This window comes from Dokdonella sp. (assembly GCF_019634775.1).
Taxonomy (GTDB): domain Bacteria; phylum Pseudomonadota; class Gammaproteobacteria; order Xanthomonadales; family Rhodanobacteraceae; genus Dokdonella.
In genome coordinates, this window is record NZ_JAHCAS010000001.1 from 2,087,055 (window position 1) to 2,103,910 (window position 16,856).

Genomic DNA, 16,856 nt, shown 5'->3' on the forward strand with positions numbered 1-16,856 from the left:
TTGTCTTCTGTCCAGCAGGCTCCTAGGCTCTCCCGTTTCAGAACTTGTGCGAATCCGAGGGGAAAAATACCCATGATCAAACGAGCCATTCTCCTCTCGGCACTGTGCGCAGCGGGGAGTGCATGGGCGCAGCAGAGCCTCGACATCAGCGAGAAGGACCTTGCCAGTGGTGCCGCCAATGCGCGCCTTTCGGCGCTGGCGCGCACCGCCGCGTCGTCCGGCAAGCGTGTCGTCGTCACCGCGCCGCAGCACCTGCACGCGCAGGTGGCGGCGGCGCTCGCCGCCGGCGGCGAGGCCGACGTCGTGTTGCGCGATGGTTTCTACGAGAACGTGCTGGTGCGCGTCGAGGACAAGGTTGAGGAAGCGCCCAGGCCGGCGGCGCCGCCGCCCGCACCCGCTCCCGCAACGGCGCGTCCGGCACCGGTCGTGGCGCCGCCCGCCCCGCCCACCACCCCCGCCCCGGCGCCGGCCACGGTGAGTACGCCACCACCTGCAACGCCGGCAGCGGCTTCGGCGGCTGCAGAGCCACCCGCGCCACCGCCTCCGGTTGCAAGTGCACCCAGCCCCGCGCCGCCGCCGGTGACGACCGCTCCGGCAACGATTGCCGAGCCGGCCGCCGACCTGTCGCGGCCGCCGCCGGTCGCTGCACAACCGACCCAGGCGACCGCCCCCGCTTCCGAGGCGGCGCCTGCCGAGGTCGAGTCGGCCCCGACCGCGGCCGAGAACGTGACAACCGCGGCGACGAACGTCCTGGTGGCGACCGAGCCCGGCGATGTCACGCCGACACGCGCTTCGCTCGAGAAGCTCTACAACGACGGACGCCGCATCCGCGAGCGCATCACGCCGGGCCAGCTGAAGAACGGCGACATGGTCTATACCGGTGACGGTGCGGCGGTGGTCGTGCGTCGCGACGGCACCAACCTGCTGCGCTTCTGGCTGGAGGGTGAACTCAACCTGGGCCATCGCGGCCTTGAGGCCAGTGGCCGCAACCGATACCGCGTGATCGGCAGCGTCATCCGCTGAAGCGCCGGCCCGAACGGCGATGGACGCCGCGCCGTTCGGGTCTCGTCCGCGCATGCGCGCGTTCGGATGGAGAGTTCCGGGAGCGGCCGTCCCTGGCCATCCCGTTCAGGTTGAAGTTTCGATGCGCGTGCGGCGCAGCCAGATCGATGCGGCGATCAGGGCCGCGCCGACCACCACGCCGATCCACAACCGGGCTGTGCCAAGCACGGCGTAGACGCGGGTCGGTGAGAACATCGCGAGTACGCCTGCGTCGTGGCCGGCGTCGCGCACGTAGCTGCCGAGGTTGAGCCCGCCGCCGGGCAACCAAGCGCCGGGCAGGATGCCGGCCAGCAGGCGCAGGATGACATCGTTGACCAGCACCGCGCGATCGATCGACGGCGCGCCGAGCATGCCGAGCCAGCTGTTGGCGATCAGCACGAACAGCGGCACCAGCACCGCCCAAAGGAACGGCTTGCTGCGTGCGAAGGCCGACCAGAACATCAACCAGCCGACCGTCGGCAGTGCCCACAGCGCATCGACCGGGATGGTCAGCAGCATGCGCCAGAACAGGCCGAACGGATGCGCGGCGGCGATCGCCGGCAGCGGGTTGATGCCGTGGATCATCGCCCACACGCCGACCACGACGAGCAGGCCGAGCCAGGCGACCGTCGCCACGATGAAGGCGATCAGCGGGGCGAGCAGGACCGCGGCGGCGACCTTCGACAGCACGGTGCTGGTGTCGGTCACCGGCAGTGACTTCCAGAACAGCACGCTGCGGTCGCGGCGATCGTCGTAGAGCGAGCCGAGCAGGTAGAAGAACAGCACGAAGAACAACGGGATGCACAGGATCGCGGCGAGGGCGATGTAGGCGACATCGAGTCCGGCGCCAGCCTGGGCGAGATCGCCTGCCGTCAGGCGCTCGGTGATGATCTTCCACGGCACGCCGCCGTTGATTTCGACGCGTGCGCGCACGACTTCGGCGGTGATGATGCCGAACACGGTCAGGGCGAGCATGACCACGCTGACCCAGATCGGCGTCCACAGGAAGCCGCCACGGTGTTCCCAGTACTCGCGTTTGACCAGCCAGGCCATCGTATTCATGCGTAGGTCCCCTTCATGGTGGCGACGAACAGGTCGGCGATGCTCGGCTTGTGCACCTCGCCGAGCTCGGCGAGGTGGCTGCGTTCGGCGCCGTCGAACAGGAAGATCGACTTGCCGAAGATCGAGCGCTCGTGCAGCGGCGCAAGCGCGCGCGCGGCGTCTGCCTTGTCCGGATTGACCATGACTTCGGTGTAGCGGTCGGCGATCGCCTCCATCGAGGCATCGAGCACGATGCGGCCGTCGCGGATGAAGATGAGGTCGGTGAGGATGTGTTCGATCTCCTCGACCTGGTGGGTGGTGACGATGATCGTCTTTTCCTCGTCGAAGTAGTCCGACAGCAGGCTTTCGTAAAAGGTCTTGCGGTAGAGGATATCGAGGCCCAAGGTCGGTTCGTCGAGCACTAGCAGACGTGCGTCGATCGCCATCACCAGGGCGAGATGCAGCTGCACGATCATGCCTTTCGAAAGTTCGCGCACGCGCATCGACTTGCCGATCCTGGTGCTGGCAAGGAAGCGCTCGCATTTCTCGCGCGAGAAGCGCGGATGCACGCCGGCGACGAAATCGACGGCTTCGCCGACACGCAGCCAGCGCGGCAGCACGGCGACGTCGGCGATGAAGCAGACCTGTTCCATCAGTTGCGCTCGCTGCGTGCGTGGATCGAGACCGAGCACGCGCAACTCGCCGTCGAACTCGCTGAGGCCGAGGATGGCCTTGAGCGCGGTCGTCTTGCCGGCGCCGTTCGGGCCGATGAAGCCGACGATGCGGCCGGACTCTATGGTGAAATCGACCTGATCGAGCGCGACCTTGGTGCCGTAACGCTTGCCGAGGCCGCGAGCCTGGACGACGGCGCTCATCGGCGTTCTCCCCTGGCCTTGAGTGCATCGAGCAGGGCTTCGAGATCGAGTCCCATGCGCTCAAGGCGCGCGTACAGGGCCGGCCATTCCTCGTTCAGGAAGCGCTCGCGTTCGGATTTGAGCAGGGCGGCGCGCGCCCCTTCGGTGACGTACATGCCAAGTCCCCTCCGTTTCTCCACCAGGTTCTCGTCGACGAGTTCCTGGTAGGCCTTCGATACCGTGATCGGATTGATCTGGAAGTCCGCCGCCACCTGCCGTACCGATGGCAGGGCGTCCCCCTGTTTCAACACACCGTCGAGGATCATCGCCACCACGCGTTCGCGCAGTTGGCGGTAGATCGGCGTGTTGTCGTTCCAGGTCGTGCTCATCGCATCAATCCTTGCTCGTGCCGGGGATCAGCTTGCCGAAGGAATAGTAGGGCACGTCCAGGCGTGCTCGCGGCAGCAACTCGCCGACGATGCCAGCGCCGCCACCATGGCTATCGTCTGCCGCGGCGGCGAGTTCGAGCGCCATTGCGCGCTCTTCCGCGCTTGGGCGCACGATGACCAGCGGCAGCACCGGCACGTCATCGTTGGCATTGACCACGATGGTCGGGAGGACCGGGATCGCTTCCGGGGCGGTCTCGAACGGAGCGGACGCCGCGATGGCTGAGGCCTGTGGACGGGTCGCGCTCCAGGCGAATGCCGAGATGCTGGCCGTGATGGCCAGGGCGACCAGCAGGCGGAAGTGGATGATTCGGTTCACGGCGACCTCCTGAGTGGTCTGTCGATGAAGTAGTGTTGTAGCGAACTATAACACCAAAACTGACCATGTCAACCCCCATGCAACCTCGGCACACGGCACAATCGGCCTTTGCTGGAGGATGCGCCGATGTCCCGACTGCTGATCGCCCTGTTTACCCTCGCTGTCGCCGGCGGCGCCCATGCCTGCGGCGACCTGCTTGAAGACGTCCACTTCCGCCCCCTGGCCGGCAAGGAGCCGGTCGACCTCTGTCAGGCCCATGGCGGCAAGGTGCTGCTGGTCGTCAACACCGCCAGCAAATGCGGTTACACCCCGCAATACGAGGGTCTGGAGGTGTTGCATGCGAAGTACGCCGCACGCGGTTTCGCCGTGCTCGGTTTCCCCTCCAACGATTTCCGCAACCAGGAGCCGGGCACGGAGCAGGAGATCCAGGCGTTCTGCACGCTGACCTATGGAGTCAGGTTCCCGATGTTCGAGAAGGTCAGCGTGAAGGAGGGCGCGGCCAATCCGTTCTACGTGAAGCTCGCCGAAGCGAGCGGCGGCCACTACCCGGCCTGGAACTTCCACAAGTATCTGCTCGACCGCAACGGCAAGGTCGTCGCCGACTATCCGAGCAAGGTCAAGCCCGACGATGCCGGACTGGTGGCGCGGATCGAGGCCCTGCTGGGCGAGCCGGAATAGCGTCGCGACCGCGTTCCGTCATCGCACCCGGTCGCCCATGAACGGGTTCCCATTGCGGAAGATGAGCGTGTCGCAACGGGAGCCCCGTCAGGGGCGGTACGCACGGGTGCTCAGCGCGTCGGCCGGATCAGGCCGAGCGCTTCGAGCTTGAGCACGATCTGCTGCACGGCCTGGTCGGGGGCGATGCCGCTGGTGTCGATGCGCAGTTCCGGATTCTCCGGCACTTCGTAGGGATCGCTGATGCCGGTGAATTCCTTGATCTTGCCGGCGCGGGCAAGCGCGTAGAGGCCCTTGCGGTCGCGGCTTTCGCAGACGTCCAGTGGTGTCGACACGTGCACTTCGACGAAGACGCCGGCTTCGCCGACCATCTCGCGCACGATCCGGCGTGAACCTGCGTACGGGGCGATCGGCGCGCAGATCGCGATGCCGCCGTTCTTGGTGATCTCGGCGGCGACGAAACCGATGCGCTGCACGTTGAGGTCGCGGTGTTCCTTCGAGAAGCCGAGTTCGCTCGACAGGTGCTTGCGCACGACGTCGCCGTCGAGCAGGGTCACCGGGCGCGTGCCGAGTTCGAGCAGGCGCACGAGCAGGGCATTGGCGATGGTCGACTTGCCCGAGCCGGATAGGCCGGTGAAGAACACGGTGAAGCCCTGCCTGTGGCGCGGCGGATGCGTGCGGCGCAACTCCTCGATGACTTCCGGGTAGGTGAACCACTCGGGGATGTCGAGTCCTTCCTGCAGGCGACGGCGCAACTCGGTCCCCGAGATGTTGAGCACATGGTGTCCTTCCGGAACCTCGTCGGCCGGCATGTATTGCGCGCGCTCCTGCACGTAGACCATTTCCTGGAACGGCACCATGGTCACGCCGAGTTCCTGCTCGTGCTGCGCGACCAGGGCCTGCGCGTCATAGGGGCCGTAGAACGGCTTGCCGTCGCTTCCGGTGCCGGGGCCGGCGTGGTCGCGGCCGACGATGAAATGCGTGCAGCCGTGGTTCTTGCGGATGATCGCGTGCCACAGCGCCTCGCGTGGGCCGCCCATGCGCATGGCGAGGTGGAGCAGGGCCAGCGTGGTGGTGCGCTCGGGGTAGTGGCGCAGCAGTTTTTCGTAGCAGCGCACGCGCGTGTAGTGGTCGATGTCGCCGGGCTTGGTCAGGCCAACGACCGGATGGATCAGCAGGTTGGCTTCGGCGATCTGCGCGGCGCGGAACGTCAGTTCGAGGTGCGCGCGGTGCATCGGATTGCGCGTCTGGAAGGCGACGATGCGTGACCAGCCGAGCTTGGCGAACTGCGCGCGCAATTCCGCTGGCGTTGCGCGCAGGTGGCCGAAGTCGTAGTGGCGCGGCGCCTCGATCGCCCGCACGCGGCCGCCGACGTAGACCGGATGGCTGCGATCGAGCAGGTGGGCGACGCCCGGGTGCTTGCGGTCGGTCGTGCCGAACACCTGCAGGGCTTCGGCCTGGCGATCCGGCGTCCACAGGTCCGACACCTCGAGCACGCCGAGGACCACGCCCTCCTGGTCACGCAGGGCGATGCGCGCACCAACCGCGATCGTCGCGGCGAAGGCTTCCGTCACGTCGAGCGTGATCGGCATCGGCCACAGCGTGCCATCGGCCAGGCGCATGTGCTTGCAGACGCCCTCGTAGTCGGCGCGGCCGAGGAAGCCTTCGAGCGGCGAGAACGCGCCGTTCTGCAGCAGTTCGAGATCGCAGAGCTGGCGCGGAGTGAGATCCCAGGCCGGCATGTTGGCGGCTTCGGACTTGAGTGCAGCGCGTTCGGCCGCGGCGACGAAAAGGTCGACGAGACGGCCGCCATGCGGCGCGATCGGAGTGGTCATGGGGAAGGGGCCTGCGCGGAGAGGCGCGGATTATAGGTTGCCGCGCGGGCAGGGCAACGTCGGCGGACGTTGATGGCAAATCCCGGGCATTTCCGTCCTGGTACGGGTAGCCGTCCGCACCCCGCGGTTGGGCCACGCCATTGCAATCACGAAGGAGTCCTCCCATGCGCACATCGATCCACGGCCTGTTGCTTGCGCTCGGCCTTGCCATGAATCCTGCCCACGCCGGCGAGCTGACCGATCTCTGGGTCGATCCGGTCGGCGGCGTGCGTGCCACGCTCGTCCAGCATGGCGATCGCCTCGCGCTCGACCTGCACCAGCAGGTCGCGATCGCCTTCACGCCGGATTTCCATGCTCCGGCGCTCGGCCTGGTCGGGCTTGATGCATCGGGCCTGCCCGTCTTCGCGGGCACCCTGGACGACGGCGTCACGGTGGCCAGCGTCGAGCCGCGCGGCATCGACCGCATCGTCGTCGAGATCGACGCCGTGCCCCTGCCGCGGCGTTTCGAACTGGTGCGCCCGCTGACCCCGCCGCTCGACCTCGGTGGCAGCTGGCTCGGTGGCTACCGACATCCCGGCGCCGCCTGCCCGCAGTTCTCGGGGCCGTCGCGTGAGCGTGCCGGCGTATGGACGGTTTACTACTTCGACGAGAAGCAGCAGGACCGGGTGACGATGCGCTTCGCCTCGGCAGGGCAGATCTGCCACTTCAATGGCCGCCAGCAAGGCATCGGTGTGCTGACCCGGGTGAGCGGTCGCTTTGCCTGCAACGGTGCGGTGGAAGGAAGCTTCGAGACAAACGACCTCGTGCACACCGGCAACGTGTTCGGTGGCGAGATGGCCGTTTCGATCCCGGCCTGCGGCCTGCGTCGGCTCAGCTTCGGCGGCATTCGCCGCGGTCCGTGACCCATCGTGTGCGTGACCGGCAGCAGGTCCGCCACCGGTCACTCACCTGCGCTACTGGTTGACCTTGCCCGGCAGGGACAGGTCGCCGGACGCGACCTTGAACACGTCGACGACGCACAGCAGCGGCGCATGCACGCTGGCATTGACACGCAACGCTGCGGTCACCCCGTCGAAGCCGGCGGCTTCGACGGCGCCGATGTCGTCGAACGGCACGCGCACCTCGAGCGATTCACCCTTGAACAGGGGACTCCAGCCGGGACTGTCGATCAGGATCGGCAGGCCCGGCCAGGTCCGCGGCAGGCGTGGTTTGCTGCCCTCCGGGATGTCGACCACTTTCAACGCGTCCTCGCCGCAGGCGGGATCGGGTTGCAGGACCACCCAGTGTGAATGCCAGAGGTTGCCGTCGTTGCCGGGATCGCCATCCCCGTTCTCGTCGAACAGCGGCGTGTCGTCGAAGTCCGGATGGGCGGTGACCGCGAAGGCGAGGATGCCGGCCTTCGGTTCGAAGCCGACGAGGAAGGGATCGAGGCTGGTCGGCCAGACATAGGAGAACACCGAGCTGCCGGCGAGCTTGCCCGACTTCGCCGGCCGGCTCGCGCCGGCCCTGCCGGACACGGCCATGTGGAACACGGCGGTGTTGCCTTCGGTACGGATGCGCGTGTGCACGATGTCGAACGGTGCCTTGACGGTGTCGACGGCTTTGCTGGCGATGCCACCGGTGTGGCTGTCCTGGTGTGCGGAGGCGCCGCCGGCCAGGGCGGCCAGAGCGATGGCGGAGACGAGTGCGGAACGGCGTGATGACATGGCTTTTCCTCAGGATGTCTGTGACGGAAGAGGTGGCGGCAGTATCGGCGCATGCCGTGTATGATTGGGTTCAATTCATCCATGAAACACATCTTTCCGTACCGATGCGCAGGACCTCTCCCATCGATCGCCTATCCGGACTGCTCGAACGCTTCCGCGTGCGCGCACAGCTGCACCATTCCGGGGCCCTGTGCGGCCTCAACCAGTTCGATGCGGGCGACGGTCATGGTTACTTGCACGTGCTGCGTCGCGGCCGGCTTGAGGTCAGCCACCCTGGTACGCGTGCGCTGCCGCCCCTGTTGCGTTTCGATGAACCGACCCTGTTGTTCTATCCGCGCCCACTCACCCATCGCTTCCGCAATCCGCCGGTCGAAGGTGCGGATTTCACCTGCGCCCGGCTCGGTTTCGAAGGCGGCGCGGAAAACCCGCTGGCGCGCGCCCTGCCGCCCCTGATCGCCCTGCCGCTGGCGCGCGTGCCCGGACTCGATCTCGCTCTCGAACTGCTGTTTCGCGAAACCGACCAGGTGCGCTGTGGCCAGCGCCTGCTCGCCGATCGGTTGTTCGAGGTGGTATTGATCCAACTGCTGCGCTGGCTGCTCGATCATCCGCAGGAGGCCGGCATGCAACCCGGTCTCGTGGCTGGCCTGTCGGAACCGCGCCTGGCACGTGCACTGGTGGCCATGCACGAAGCGCCGGGCGAGGCGTGGACGCTCGAGCGCATGGCTGAACGCGCCGGCATGTCGCGTACGGCATTCGCCAACGCATTCCGCGAGCATGTCGGCCAGACCCCGGCGGAATACCTGGCTGGCTGGCGCATCGCCCTGGCACAAGACCGCCTGCGCGAAGGGCAGCCCCTCAAGCGGCTGGCTTCCGAACTCGGCTACGCCAATCCCTCCGCGCTGTCGCGCGCCTTCACGGCACGCATGGGCATGTCGCCGCGCCAATGGAGCCAGGGATTGGGGAATGGGGAATAGGGAATGGCAAAAGCAGGAACCTGGGATGTTCTGACCAATCCCACGACGGCCGCAACCTTTTGATTCCCAATGACGGGGCGTCATCCGCAAGGCCCGCAGCGGGGTGTGCGCGGCTCGCCCAGGCAACCAGCCTGCACTTCGCCACGACCACCTCGCTGCGAGCCCTGCGGATGTCATGACGCCATTGCGGGACTGATCGGCATCCCTTGATCCTGCTCAAACCCACTCCCGATTCCCCACTCCCCATTCCCGGTGTCATCCGCCACAATAGGCGGCCCGCTTCGCGGCTGGATTGCTTTCCGGTCCGGCGGCCAGTCCGGCCAGCCCCGGTTCCCTTCATTTTCAGGAGTTCCAGATGATCCGTTTCGCGCGCAAGTCCCTCATTGCCGTCGCGCTCGCCTCGACGTTCGCCGCCGGCAGTGCGTTTGCCCTCGATGCCTCGCTGAAGACCGAGAAGGACAAGGTCAGCTACATGGTTGGCGCCGATGTCGGCCGCGGCCTCACCCAGATCAAGGATGATCTCGATCTCGCCATCGTCGTGCAGGCGCTGCAGGACGAGTTCAACGGCAAGAACACCAAGATGACCGCCGAGGAAGGCCAGCAGATCCGCCAGGAATTCATGCAGAAGCTCCAGGCCAAGCGCGTCGCCGAGGAAAAGGCCGCCGCCGAGAAGAACAAGGCCGAGGGTGCTGCGTTCCTGGCCAAGAACAAGTCGAAGGCCGGCGTGAAGACCACGGCCTCGGGCCTGCAGTACGAGGTCATCAAGGAAGGCAGCGGCAAGAAGCCGGTCGCCACCGACACGGTCAAGGTCGACTACACCGGCACCAAGATCGACGGCACCAAGTTCGACAGCTCGATCGATCGCGGTGCACCGGCGACGTTCCCGCTCAACGGCGTCATCAAGGGCTGGACCGAGGGCCTGCAACTCATGAGCGAAGGTTCGGAATACAAGCTCTACATTCCGGCCGAACTCGCCTATGGCGAGAACGCGCCGCCGACGATCGGCCCGAATGCGACGCTGATCTTCGACGTCAAGCTGATCTCGATCGAGGCCCCCGCGGCCGATGCGGCCGACAAGAAGTAATCGTCGCGACGCGTACCGACGAAGGCGTGCTCAGGCACGCCTTCGTCGTTTCCGCGAGCAGCAATTCCGGAGGTGTTCAGCATGCGCGTCACGATCTTCGGCACCGGCTACGTCGGCCTCGTCACCGGTACCTGTCTCGCCGAGGTCGGCAATGACGTCCTCTGCGTCGATGTCGACGTCGACAAGATTGCGCGCCTCGAACGCGGTGAGATCCCGATCTACGAGCCCGGTCTCGAACCGCTGGTACGCGACAACCACGCCGCCGGGCGCCTGCGCTTCAGCACCGATGCGGCACGTGCGATCGAGCATGGCCAGGTGATCTTCATCGCCGTCGGCACGCCGCCTGATGAGGACGGCAGTGCCGATCTGTCGCACGTGCTCGCCGTGGCCGACACGATCGGTCGCCATCTCGGCCGCCATGCCGTCGTCGTCGACAAATCGACCGTGCCGGTGGGTACCGGCGACCGCGTGCGCACGACGATCGCCGATGTGCTCGCCGGGCGCGGTGTGGAGGTGCCGTTCGACGTGGTCTCCAACCCCGAGTTCCTCAAGGAAGGCGATGCGGTCAAGGACTGCATGCGACCGGACCGCATCATCATCGGCAGCGACAGTCCACGCGCGATCGAATCGCTGCGCGCGCTGTACGCGCCGTTCAACCGCAACCATGACCGTATCGTGGTCATGGACCTGCGCTCGGCCGAGCTGACCAAGTACGCCGCCAACGCGATGCTGGCCACCAAGATCAGTTTCATGAACGAGATGGCCAACATCGCCGAGCGCGTCGGCGCGGACATCGAACAGGTGCGTCTCGGCATCGGCGCCGACCCACGCATCGGCTACCACTTCATCTATCCGGGAGCGGGCTATGGCGGCTCGTGCTTCCCGAAGGACGTCAAGGCGCTTGCCCACACGGCGCAGCTGCACGGCTGCGCGACGCGCGTGCTCGATGCGGTCGAAGCCACCAACGCGGCGCAGAAGCGCAGGCTGTTCGCCCTGCTCGAGCGCCATTTCGGCGGCAAGCTTGCTGGTCGCACGATCGGCGTCTGGGGCCTTGCCTTCAAGCCGAACACTGACGACATGCGCGAGGCACCGAGTCGCGTCCTGCTCGAACAATTGTGGGCTGCCGGCGCGCGTGTGCGCGCCTACGATCCCGAGGCCGCGGACGAGACGCGTCGTCTGTATGGCGTGCGCGACGACCTGGTCCTATGCGATGCGCAGTACGACGCTTGTGCCGGTGCCGACGCATTGGTCGTCGTCACCGAATGGAAGGCCTTTCGCAGTCCCGACTTCGAGCGTCTGCGCGCATCGTTGGCAACGCCGGTCGTGTTCGATGGCCGCAACATCTTCGATCCGCGCGTCGTCGAGGCAGCCGGCTTGGCGTACTACGGGATCGGGCGGGGGCGCAGCGTGGAGAAACCGTGATGCCGGATCGGATGATCCCGCTGCCGGGCCGCTCATGCGATGGTTTCCGTGTCGTCGCGCGCGGTCTTGCAGGGCTGTACCTGTACTCCCCTCACCGCTAACATCCCCGGTCCCGCGTCGACGCCCTGAGTCCGGCGCAGTCCCGAGGCAATCCGATCGATGGAAAAGAAGCGTGCGCTTGTCACCGGAGTCACCGGCCAGGATGGGGCCTATCTCGCCGAACTGCTGCTGCAGAAGGGCTATGAGGTGCATGGTCTCAAGCGGCGTGCCTCGTCGTTCAATACCGAGCGCATCGATCATCTTTATCACGAGCGCGACGAGGGCGGCCCGGCGCTGACCCTTCACTACGGCGACCTCACCGATTCGAGCAGCCTCACCCGCGTCATCCAGCAGGTCGAGCCGCACGAGATCTACAACCTTGCCGCGCAGAGCCATGTCGCGGTGTCGTTCGAGGAGCCGGAATACACGGCCAATGCCGACGGCGTCGGCACCCTGCGCGTGCTCGAAGCGGTACGCGTGCTCGGCATGAAGGGCCGTTGCCGCGTCTACCAGGCGTCGACTTCGGAACTGTATGGCCTCGTGCGCGAGACCCCGCAGCGTGAAACGACGCCGTTCTATCCGCGCTCGCCCTATGGCGTGGCCAAGCTCTATGCCTACTGGATCACGGTGAACTACCGCGAGTCCTACGGCATGTTTGCCTGCAACGGCATCCTGTTCAATCACGAATCGCCGATTCGCGGTGAAACCTTCGTCACGCGCAAGATCACCCGCGGGCTCGCCCGCGTGATCCAGGGCCTGCAGCGCTGCCTATATCTCGGCAATCTCGATGCGCGCCGCGATTGGGGTCATGCGCGCGACTACGTCGAGGCGCAGTACCTGATCCTGCAGCACCACACGCCGCACGATTACGTCATCGCCACCGGCATCCAGCACTCGGTGCGCGAGTTCGTCGTGCTCGCAGCGCGCGAGATGGGCATCGACGTCGAGTTCCGCGGCAGCGGCGCCGACGAGGAAGGCATCGTCGCCGCCGTGCATCGCGACGATGCGAAGGTGCGCGTCGGCGACACGCTCGTGCGCGTGCATCCTCAGTATTACCGCCCGGCCGAGGTCGATACCCTGCTCGGCGATCCGACCTTTGCCCGCGAGACACTCGGCTGGACGCCGAAGACCGGCTTCGCCGACCTCGTGCGCGAGATGGCCGCCGCTGATCTCGCCCTCGCCCGGCGCGAGTGTGAGGGGCAGGTCGGTGCGCGTCATGGCCGCCATCTGATCGAGGATTTGCGCGCACGATGAGCACGCTGGAGGAACGCCTGACCGAGCTCGAGGTTCGTCTCGCGTTCCTCGACGACAGCGTGGCTGCTCTCAACTCGGCGGTGGCCATGCACGATCGCACGAACGTGCAGTTGCGCCTCGAACTCGAGCGCATGCGTGCTGAACTCGTCGGCTTGCGCACCTCGCTCGCGCACGACACGGCAAGCGAACCGCCGCCGCCGCACTACTGAATTCGCCCGTGACCAACGGAACGCCTCGATGGCCGATTCCCTGCGTGACCAACTGCTCAAGACGGGCCTCGTGCAGAAGCTCAAGGCGGAGGCGCGCGCGGCCGCGCCGGTTGAAGCCAAGGGCAAGGCGGACGCGCGCAAGCCCGGCGTGCGCAGACCGGATGCGATGCCGCGCAAGCACGAGGAAATGGATCTGGCCAAGGCCTATGCCTTGCGCGAGCGTGCCGAACGCGAACAGCGCGAACAGGAAAAACGCGCTGCCGAGCAGCGCGCGAAGGAAAAGGCCGAACGCAAGCGCAAGCTGGCTGCCCTGCTCGACGGGCAGGGCCTCAACGACAAGGACGCCGATGTTGCCCGTCATTTCCCGCACGGTGACAAGATCAAGCGCGTCTATTGCACGCCAGCCCAACTCGCCGCGATCAACACCGGTGAACTCGCCATCGTCCAGCACCTCGGCCGCTACCACATCGTGCCGCGCGCGCTCGGCGAACAGGTCCGCGAAGTCGCACCCGAAGCCCTTGTTTTGCTGTGCGAGCCTGGTGCTGTTGATGACGATGGTGTGCCGGCTGACCTGACCTGGTAGGGATCAGGGGCTAGGGGTTAGGGCGCGACAATCGATGGTTGATGCAAGACCGACATTCCGCGGCAAAAGCGGCCGTGTCGCATTCATGCATTCGCTCTGCTCTGGACACCAACCACATTTCCTCAACGGCAGCGTTTTCACGATGCGCCAATCGCGCACAGGGTGCGCTCCTACGAAAGAATGGCAACGCGCGCTTTGCTTTGGCTCTTGCTCTTCGGGTCCCCTGCAGAAGCGCCGAGGAGCGGAGTCGGCCGCCGGGGAAAGGCAAACTGTCTGAGGCCATGGATGGCCGAGTTGTTTGCCGGCCGGTGGACGGCGAGCACCGCAGGGAACCGATTGGGCGAAGCCCAAGCGGCGCGGATGCCGGGGTGCCCTTCTCTTTGGTTACGTTCTCTTAGGCAAGCAAGAGAAAGTAACGCGCTCGCCGCCGAGGCGAGCGGAACAAGGAACCAAAACCACCAAGAGACAAAAGAAGAAGCAACGCAAGGAGCTGGATCCCGGCCTTCGCCGGGATGACGGCGTTGGGGCCGCCGAGGCGAGCGGAACCGAGTACCAAAGCCACCCAAAAACGGGTGAAGAAACAACATCAGGCTCATTCGCTCAACGCCAGTCGCCGAGCGCGATGAACCCCGCCCAGTAGAACGGATGCATGCTGCGGCCGGCGGCCTTGCGTGTGGCGATGACCTTGCGTTGTGCGTCACGCAGGGCGTGCGGAACGTCGGCCCTGGCGCCCAGGCGCGCGGCGTAGAGCGCCTCGCTCCAGGTCGCGGTGGCGCCGTCGTCGACCGGCCACAGGCTGACGAAGACGGTGCGCGCGCCGGCGATGCGGAACGCGCGGGCGAGGCCGTCGAGGCCTTCGTAGTGGCGCATCGCGCCGGCTGCCGTCGTGCACGCGGCGAGGACGGCCCAGCGCACGCCGCGCAGGTCGAGCGCGGCGATCTCGAGGTAGCCGAGCAGGCCGTCGTCGGCCGCATCGGGCACGCGTGCGTGGGCAGCGAGCACGAGCGCGGTTGCGACCGCGGCGCTGTCCGCAGCGGTGGCGGGATCGCCGGCGAGACTGACACCGCGCGTGCCGGCGACGCAGTCCCGCCCGCTGCCATCACTGCCGTGCGTGGCCAGGTGCAGGATCGCGGCCTGTGGCGCGGCGCGGCGGAAGGCCGATTCGGTCGCCGCCTCGCCGAGCAGGGCGAGCATCGGTGCTGCGGTGTGTACCTCGACCAGTGCCTGCACACGCTCGACTTCGCGGCGTGCGCCGGGCAGTACCTCGCGTCGTGCCGCGCAGCCCGCGCGCGAGACGCCTTCACGGTCGAGCGGATCGGCCAGCGCGACGACGCTGTAGCGTGGCGGCAGGCTTGCGCTCGTGACTGGTGCGAGCAGTTCCTCCTCGTGGTTGAGCAGGTGCACGAGGCGCTCGCCGTCGAGCAGATAACCTTCGCCGTCGGGCAATGCGCTCCAGGCGATGCGTTGCAGCGGTGCATCGGCGAGCATCAGCATCCGTCGCGCCTTGGTCGCTGCGGCGAGCGGTCGCCACAGCGCGTCGGTCACGCGCCGGCCGTGTTGGCGGAGGATCGCTTCGTCGCCCTGCGGTGTCGCCAGCGCAGCCTGCCAGCGCTCGACATCGGCCATCAGCGGCCGCAGCGGCCCGAGCGGCACGACGCGGATCGGCGTGCCGGTGCCGGCCTCGAGCACGAAGGCGCGCACGAAAGGGTCGCGTTCGTGCATTTCGCGGCTGGCGAAATCCTCGGCGCGCACGTGGGCGCCGACGTTGAGCCAGACCAGCGCGCTGTCGTCCGGCAATGCGGCGCGCACGGCGGCGAGGTCGGGTTGCATGCCGGCGATCGTGGCGCCGCGCGGCAGAGCCTGCACGAGCCGGCGTTCGGCTGCTTCGCGGCGCTCGCTTGCGCCGGCCGCGGCGACGCCGGCGAGTCGCGCATTCTCGAGCGCACTGCTTGCCGCCAGCCAGGCCTGCCACAGTGGCGCGATGGCCGGGTCGGAATCGAGGCGCGCACGCACGCGACCGAGGCGTTCGGACTGGATCGCGGTGACCTGGCCGCGCGCGGCGATCGCCAGCGACCATGCGCGTTCGAGCAGGTCGCCGCGCCCGCTGGCGACCGCGATGGCGAGCGCGAGATCGAGCGTGGCGTATTCCTGCTCCTGGAAGACCAGCATCTGCGCATCCGAGAAAGAGGCGGAAACCTCGCGCAAACCGGCCACGCGCGTGTGCTCGGAAGCCTCGGCGGCGGCGAAGGCGTCGTCGAAGCGCCGCTGGCCCCACAGCGCGGCGGCAAGACCATGCTGCACGAACAACGGCGAGGCTTCGCTGGTCGGGGGCATGCCATCGAGGCGGGCGAGCATCTCGCGGAAACCCGCCTCCGCTTCTCGGTGGCGGCCGTTCCAGATGTCGACCATGGCGATGTTGGCGCGCGGATAGTGGTCGCCGGGATTCGCCGCCGGATCCTTGCGGACGATGGCGAGGGCACGCTCGAACAGAGCGATCGCCTCGGCGTGCCGGCCGATGCGCACGCTTTCGGCGTTGCCGTAGTTGTTGAGCACGCGCGCGAGCTTCAGCGAATCGCCGCCATAGGCGCGTTCGAACGCGGGCACGGCCTGCGCATACCAGGCGATCGCCGCTTCGGGTCGCTCGCGATGCCGCTCGAGGTTGCCGAGCGCGTACAGCAGGTCGGCGCGCCGTCGGCCGCCCGGGTCGGGTGTGCGCGCGTCGAGTTCGAGTGCTTCGCGGTAGTTCGCCTCGGCGCGCACGAGATCGCCGCTGATGCGCTGCGCCTGGCCGAGCCGCAGCAGGGCGAGGGCGAGCGCGGCCGGATCGTCGTGCCGGCGCTGGATCGCGATGGCCGTTTCCAGCGTCGTGATCGCCGCACCGTAGTCGCCGGCGACGCGCTGGGCCACGGACAGCTCGCCGAGCACTTCGGCGTGCGCGGGACTGTCCGCGCCGTCATGCATGGCGCTGAGCCGCCGCGCTTCGTCGAGCGTGGCGAGCGCCGCCGCCGATTGGCGCAGCTCCGCTTCGGCGAGGCCGCGCACGCGCAATGCGCGCAGGCGCAAGGGCGCATCCGCATCGCGCGTGCCGATCGCGGCGAGGGCCTTGGCGGCATCGTCGATGACGGCCTCGGGGCGCTGTTCACGCCAATGCTGCTCGGCCCGTTCCACGTACGCCGCCGCGCTTTCGGCCGGCGTGGTGCCGGCGGGTGCCGATGTGGGGACATCGACTTCGCCTCCGCGCGCGCCGGTCGCGCCGGTGCAGGCAACGAGGACGAGCGCGGCGAGCCATGCACGTCGCCTTTGCCGCTGCATCGTTTTCGCGATTGCGCCCGTCATCGTCCCGCCCTCGCCGTACCGCGAGGATAGCGCCACCG

Annotated in this window: 16 protein-coding genes; 9 read left to right on the forward strand and 7 right to left on the reverse strand. The window is 67.3% G+C overall.

What is annotated here, in order from left to right; genetic code table 11:
- Positions 1 to 72: 72 nt before the first annotated feature.
- Positions 73 to 1,023 carry a hypothetical protein gene (locus KF907_RS08945; protein ID WP_291219860.1) on the forward strand — a complete coding sequence of 317 codons (951 nt, stop codon included), beginning with the start codon at positions 73 to 75 and terminating at the stop codon, positions 1,021 to 1,023.
- 105 nt (positions 1,024 to 1,128) lie between these two features.
- Here the strand turns inward: KF907_RS08945 and KF907_RS08950 are convergent, their stop codons facing one another.
- From KF907_RS08950 to KF907_RS08965, 4 genes are read right to left on the reverse strand one after another with little or no spacing between them, the layout of a single operon-like run.
- Entirely contained in the window at positions 1,129 to 2,103 is a 975-nt protein-coding gene (locus KF907_RS08950; RefSeq protein WP_291219861.1) for a hypothetical protein, read from the reverse strand.
- A complete protein-coding gene (locus tag KF907_RS08955; RefSeq protein ID WP_291219862.1) occupies positions 2,100 to 2,957 on the reverse strand; it encodes an ABC transporter ATP-binding protein in 858 nt (285 codons plus the stop codon). The genes KF907_RS08950 and KF907_RS08955 overlap by 4 nt, the downstream gene beginning before the upstream one ends.
- Positions 2,954 to 3,325, reverse strand: a complete 372-nt coding sequence (locus tag KF907_RS08960; RefSeq protein WP_291219863.1) for a GntR family transcriptional regulator — start codon at positions 3,323 to 3,325, stop codon at positions 2,954 to 2,956. The genes KF907_RS08955 and KF907_RS08960 overlap by 4 nt, the downstream gene beginning before the upstream one ends.
- 4 nt (positions 3,326 to 3,329) lie before the next feature.
- Positions 3,330 to 3,701, reverse strand: coding sequence for a hypothetical protein (locus KF907_RS08965; protein WP_291219864.1), 372 nt, complete (start codon positions 3,699 to 3,701; stop codon positions 3,330 to 3,332).
- 126 nt (positions 3,702 to 3,827) lie between these two features.
- Between KF907_RS08965 and KF907_RS08970 the strand changes: the two genes are divergently transcribed.
- Positions 3,828 to 4,379: a glutathione peroxidase gene (locus KF907_RS08970; RefSeq protein WP_291219865.1), complete on the forward strand. Its 552-nt coding sequence runs from the start codon at positions 3,828 to 3,830 to the stop codon at positions 4,377 to 4,379.
- A gap of 110 nt (positions 4,380 to 4,489) precedes the next feature.
- Here the strand turns inward: KF907_RS08970 and KF907_RS08975 are convergent, their stop codons facing one another.
- Entirely contained in the window at positions 4,490 to 6,211 is a 1,722-nt protein-coding gene (locus KF907_RS08975; protein WP_291219866.1) for a bifunctional sulfate adenylyltransferase/adenylylsulfate kinase, read from the reverse strand.
- 164 nt (positions 6,212 to 6,375) lie between these two features.
- Between KF907_RS08975 and KF907_RS08980 the strand changes: the two genes are divergently transcribed.
- Positions 6,376 to 7,113: a hypothetical protein gene (locus KF907_RS08980; protein ID WP_291219867.1), complete on the forward strand. Its 738-nt coding sequence runs from the start codon at positions 6,376 to 6,378 to the stop codon at positions 7,111 to 7,113.
- A gap of 51 nt (positions 7,114 to 7,164) precedes the next feature.
- Here KF907_RS08980 and KF907_RS08985 read toward each other — a convergent pair whose 3' ends face one another.
- Positions 7,165 to 7,917, reverse strand: coding sequence for a hypothetical protein (locus KF907_RS08985; protein ID WP_291219868.1), 753 nt, complete (start codon positions 7,915 to 7,917; stop codon positions 7,165 to 7,167).
- A 104-nt stretch (positions 7,918 to 8,021) separates the two neighbouring features.
- Between KF907_RS08985 and KF907_RS08990 the strand changes: the two genes are divergently transcribed.
- The 6 genes from KF907_RS08990 to KF907_RS09015 all read left to right on the forward strand — a co-directional run bounded on the left by KF907_RS08990 (position 8,022) and on the right by KF907_RS09015 (position 13,482).
- Positions 8,022 to 8,891, forward strand: a complete 870-nt coding sequence (locus tag KF907_RS08990; RefSeq protein WP_291219869.1) for an AraC family transcriptional regulator — start codon at positions 8,022 to 8,024, stop codon at positions 8,889 to 8,891.
- 355 nt (positions 8,892 to 9,246) lie between these two features.
- Positions 9,247 to 9,975, forward strand: a complete 729-nt coding sequence (locus tag KF907_RS08995; RefSeq protein ID WP_291219870.1) for an FKBP-type peptidyl-prolyl cis-trans isomerase — start codon at positions 9,247 to 9,249, stop codon at positions 9,973 to 9,975.
- An 81-nt stretch (positions 9,976 to 10,056) separates the two neighbouring features.
- Positions 10,057 to 11,397: a UDP-glucose dehydrogenase family protein gene (locus KF907_RS09000; protein ID WP_291219871.1), complete on the forward strand. Its 1,341-nt coding sequence runs from the start codon at positions 10,057 to 10,059 to the stop codon at positions 11,395 to 11,397.
- Positions 11,398 to 11,556: 159 nt separating this feature from the next.
- A complete protein-coding gene (gene gmd / locus KF907_RS09005; protein ID WP_291219872.1) occupies positions 11,557 to 12,690 on the forward strand; it encodes a GDP-mannose 4,6-dehydratase in 1,134 nt (377 codons plus the stop codon).
- The gene (locus KF907_RS09010; RefSeq protein ID WP_291219873.1) at positions 12,687 to 12,899 is read left to right on the forward strand and encodes a SlyX family protein; all 213 of its coding nucleotides are present in this window, start codon (positions 12,687 to 12,689) and stop codon (positions 12,897 to 12,899) included. Before gmd ends, KF907_RS09010 begins: the two co-directional genes overlap by 4 nt.
- A gap of 28 nt (positions 12,900 to 12,927) precedes the next feature.
- A complete protein-coding gene (locus tag KF907_RS09015) occupies positions 12,928 to 13,482 on the forward strand; it encodes a DUF2058 family protein (protein WP_291219874.1) in 555 nt (184 codons plus the stop codon).
- Positions 13,483 to 14,082: 600 nt separating this feature from the next.
- Here KF907_RS09015 and KF907_RS09020 read toward each other — a convergent pair.
- Positions 14,083 to 16,818, reverse strand: a complete 2,736-nt coding sequence (locus KF907_RS09020) for a CHAT domain-containing protein (protein ID WP_291219875.1) — start codon at positions 16,816 to 16,818, stop codon at positions 14,083 to 14,085.
- Between the last annotated feature and the right edge of the window lie 38 nt (positions 16,819 to 16,856).

What these genes read in the sequence shown, in the direction of transcription:
- KF907_RS08945 (WP_291219860.1), top strand. Translation starts at nt 73, where the DNA reads ATGATCAAACGAGCCATTCTCCTCTCGGCACTGTGCGCAGCGGGGAGT.
- KF907_RS08950 (WP_291219861.1), bottom strand. Translation starts at nt 2,103, where the DNA reads ATGAATACGATGGCCTGGCTGGTCAAACGCGAGTACTGGGAACACCGT.
- KF907_RS08955 (WP_291219862.1), bottom strand. Translation starts at nt 2,957, where the DNA reads ATGAGCGCCGTCGTCCAGGCTCGCGGCCTCGGCAAGCGTTACGGCACC.
- KF907_RS08960 (WP_291219863.1), bottom strand. Translation starts at nt 3,325, where the DNA reads ATGAGCACGACCTGGAACGACAACACGCCGATCTACCGCCAACTGCGC.
- KF907_RS08970 (WP_291219865.1), top strand. Translation starts at nt 3,828, where the DNA reads ATGTCCCGACTGCTGATCGCCCTGTTTACCCTCGCTGTCGCCGGCGGC.
- KF907_RS08975 (WP_291219866.1), bottom strand. Translation starts at nt 6,211, where the DNA reads ATGACCACTCCGATCGCGCCGCATGGCGGCCGTCTCGTCGACCTTTTC.
- KF907_RS08980 (WP_291219867.1), top strand. Translation starts at nt 6,376, where the DNA reads ATGCGCACATCGATCCACGGCCTGTTGCTTGCGCTCGGCCTTGCCATG.
- KF907_RS08985 (WP_291219868.1), bottom strand. Translation starts at nt 7,917, where the DNA reads ATGTCATCACGCCGTTCCGCACTCGTCTCCGCCATCGCTCTGGCCGCC.
- KF907_RS08990 (WP_291219869.1), top strand. Translation starts at nt 8,022, where the DNA reads ATGCGCAGGACCTCTCCCATCGATCGCCTATCCGGACTGCTCGAACGC.
- KF907_RS08995 (WP_291219870.1), top strand. Translation starts at nt 9,247, where the DNA reads ATGATCCGTTTCGCGCGCAAGTCCCTCATTGCCGTCGCGCTCGCCTCG.
- KF907_RS09000 (WP_291219871.1), top strand. Translation starts at nt 10,057, where the DNA reads ATGCGCGTCACGATCTTCGGCACCGGCTACGTCGGCCTCGTCACCGGT.
- gmd (WP_291219872.1), top strand. Translation starts at nt 11,557, where the DNA reads ATGGAAAAGAAGCGTGCGCTTGTCACCGGAGTCACCGGCCAGGATGGG.
- KF907_RS09010 (WP_291219873.1), top strand. Translation starts at nt 12,687, where the DNA reads ATGAGCACGCTGGAGGAACGCCTGACCGAGCTCGAGGTTCGTCTCGCG.
- KF907_RS09015 (WP_291219874.1), top strand. Translation starts at nt 12,928, where the DNA reads ATGGCCGATTCCCTGCGTGACCAACTGCTCAAGACGGGCCTCGTGCAG.
- KF907_RS09020 (WP_291219875.1), bottom strand. Translation starts at nt 16,818, where the DNA reads ATGACGGGCGCAATCGCGAAAACGATGCAGCGGCAAAGGCGACGTGCA.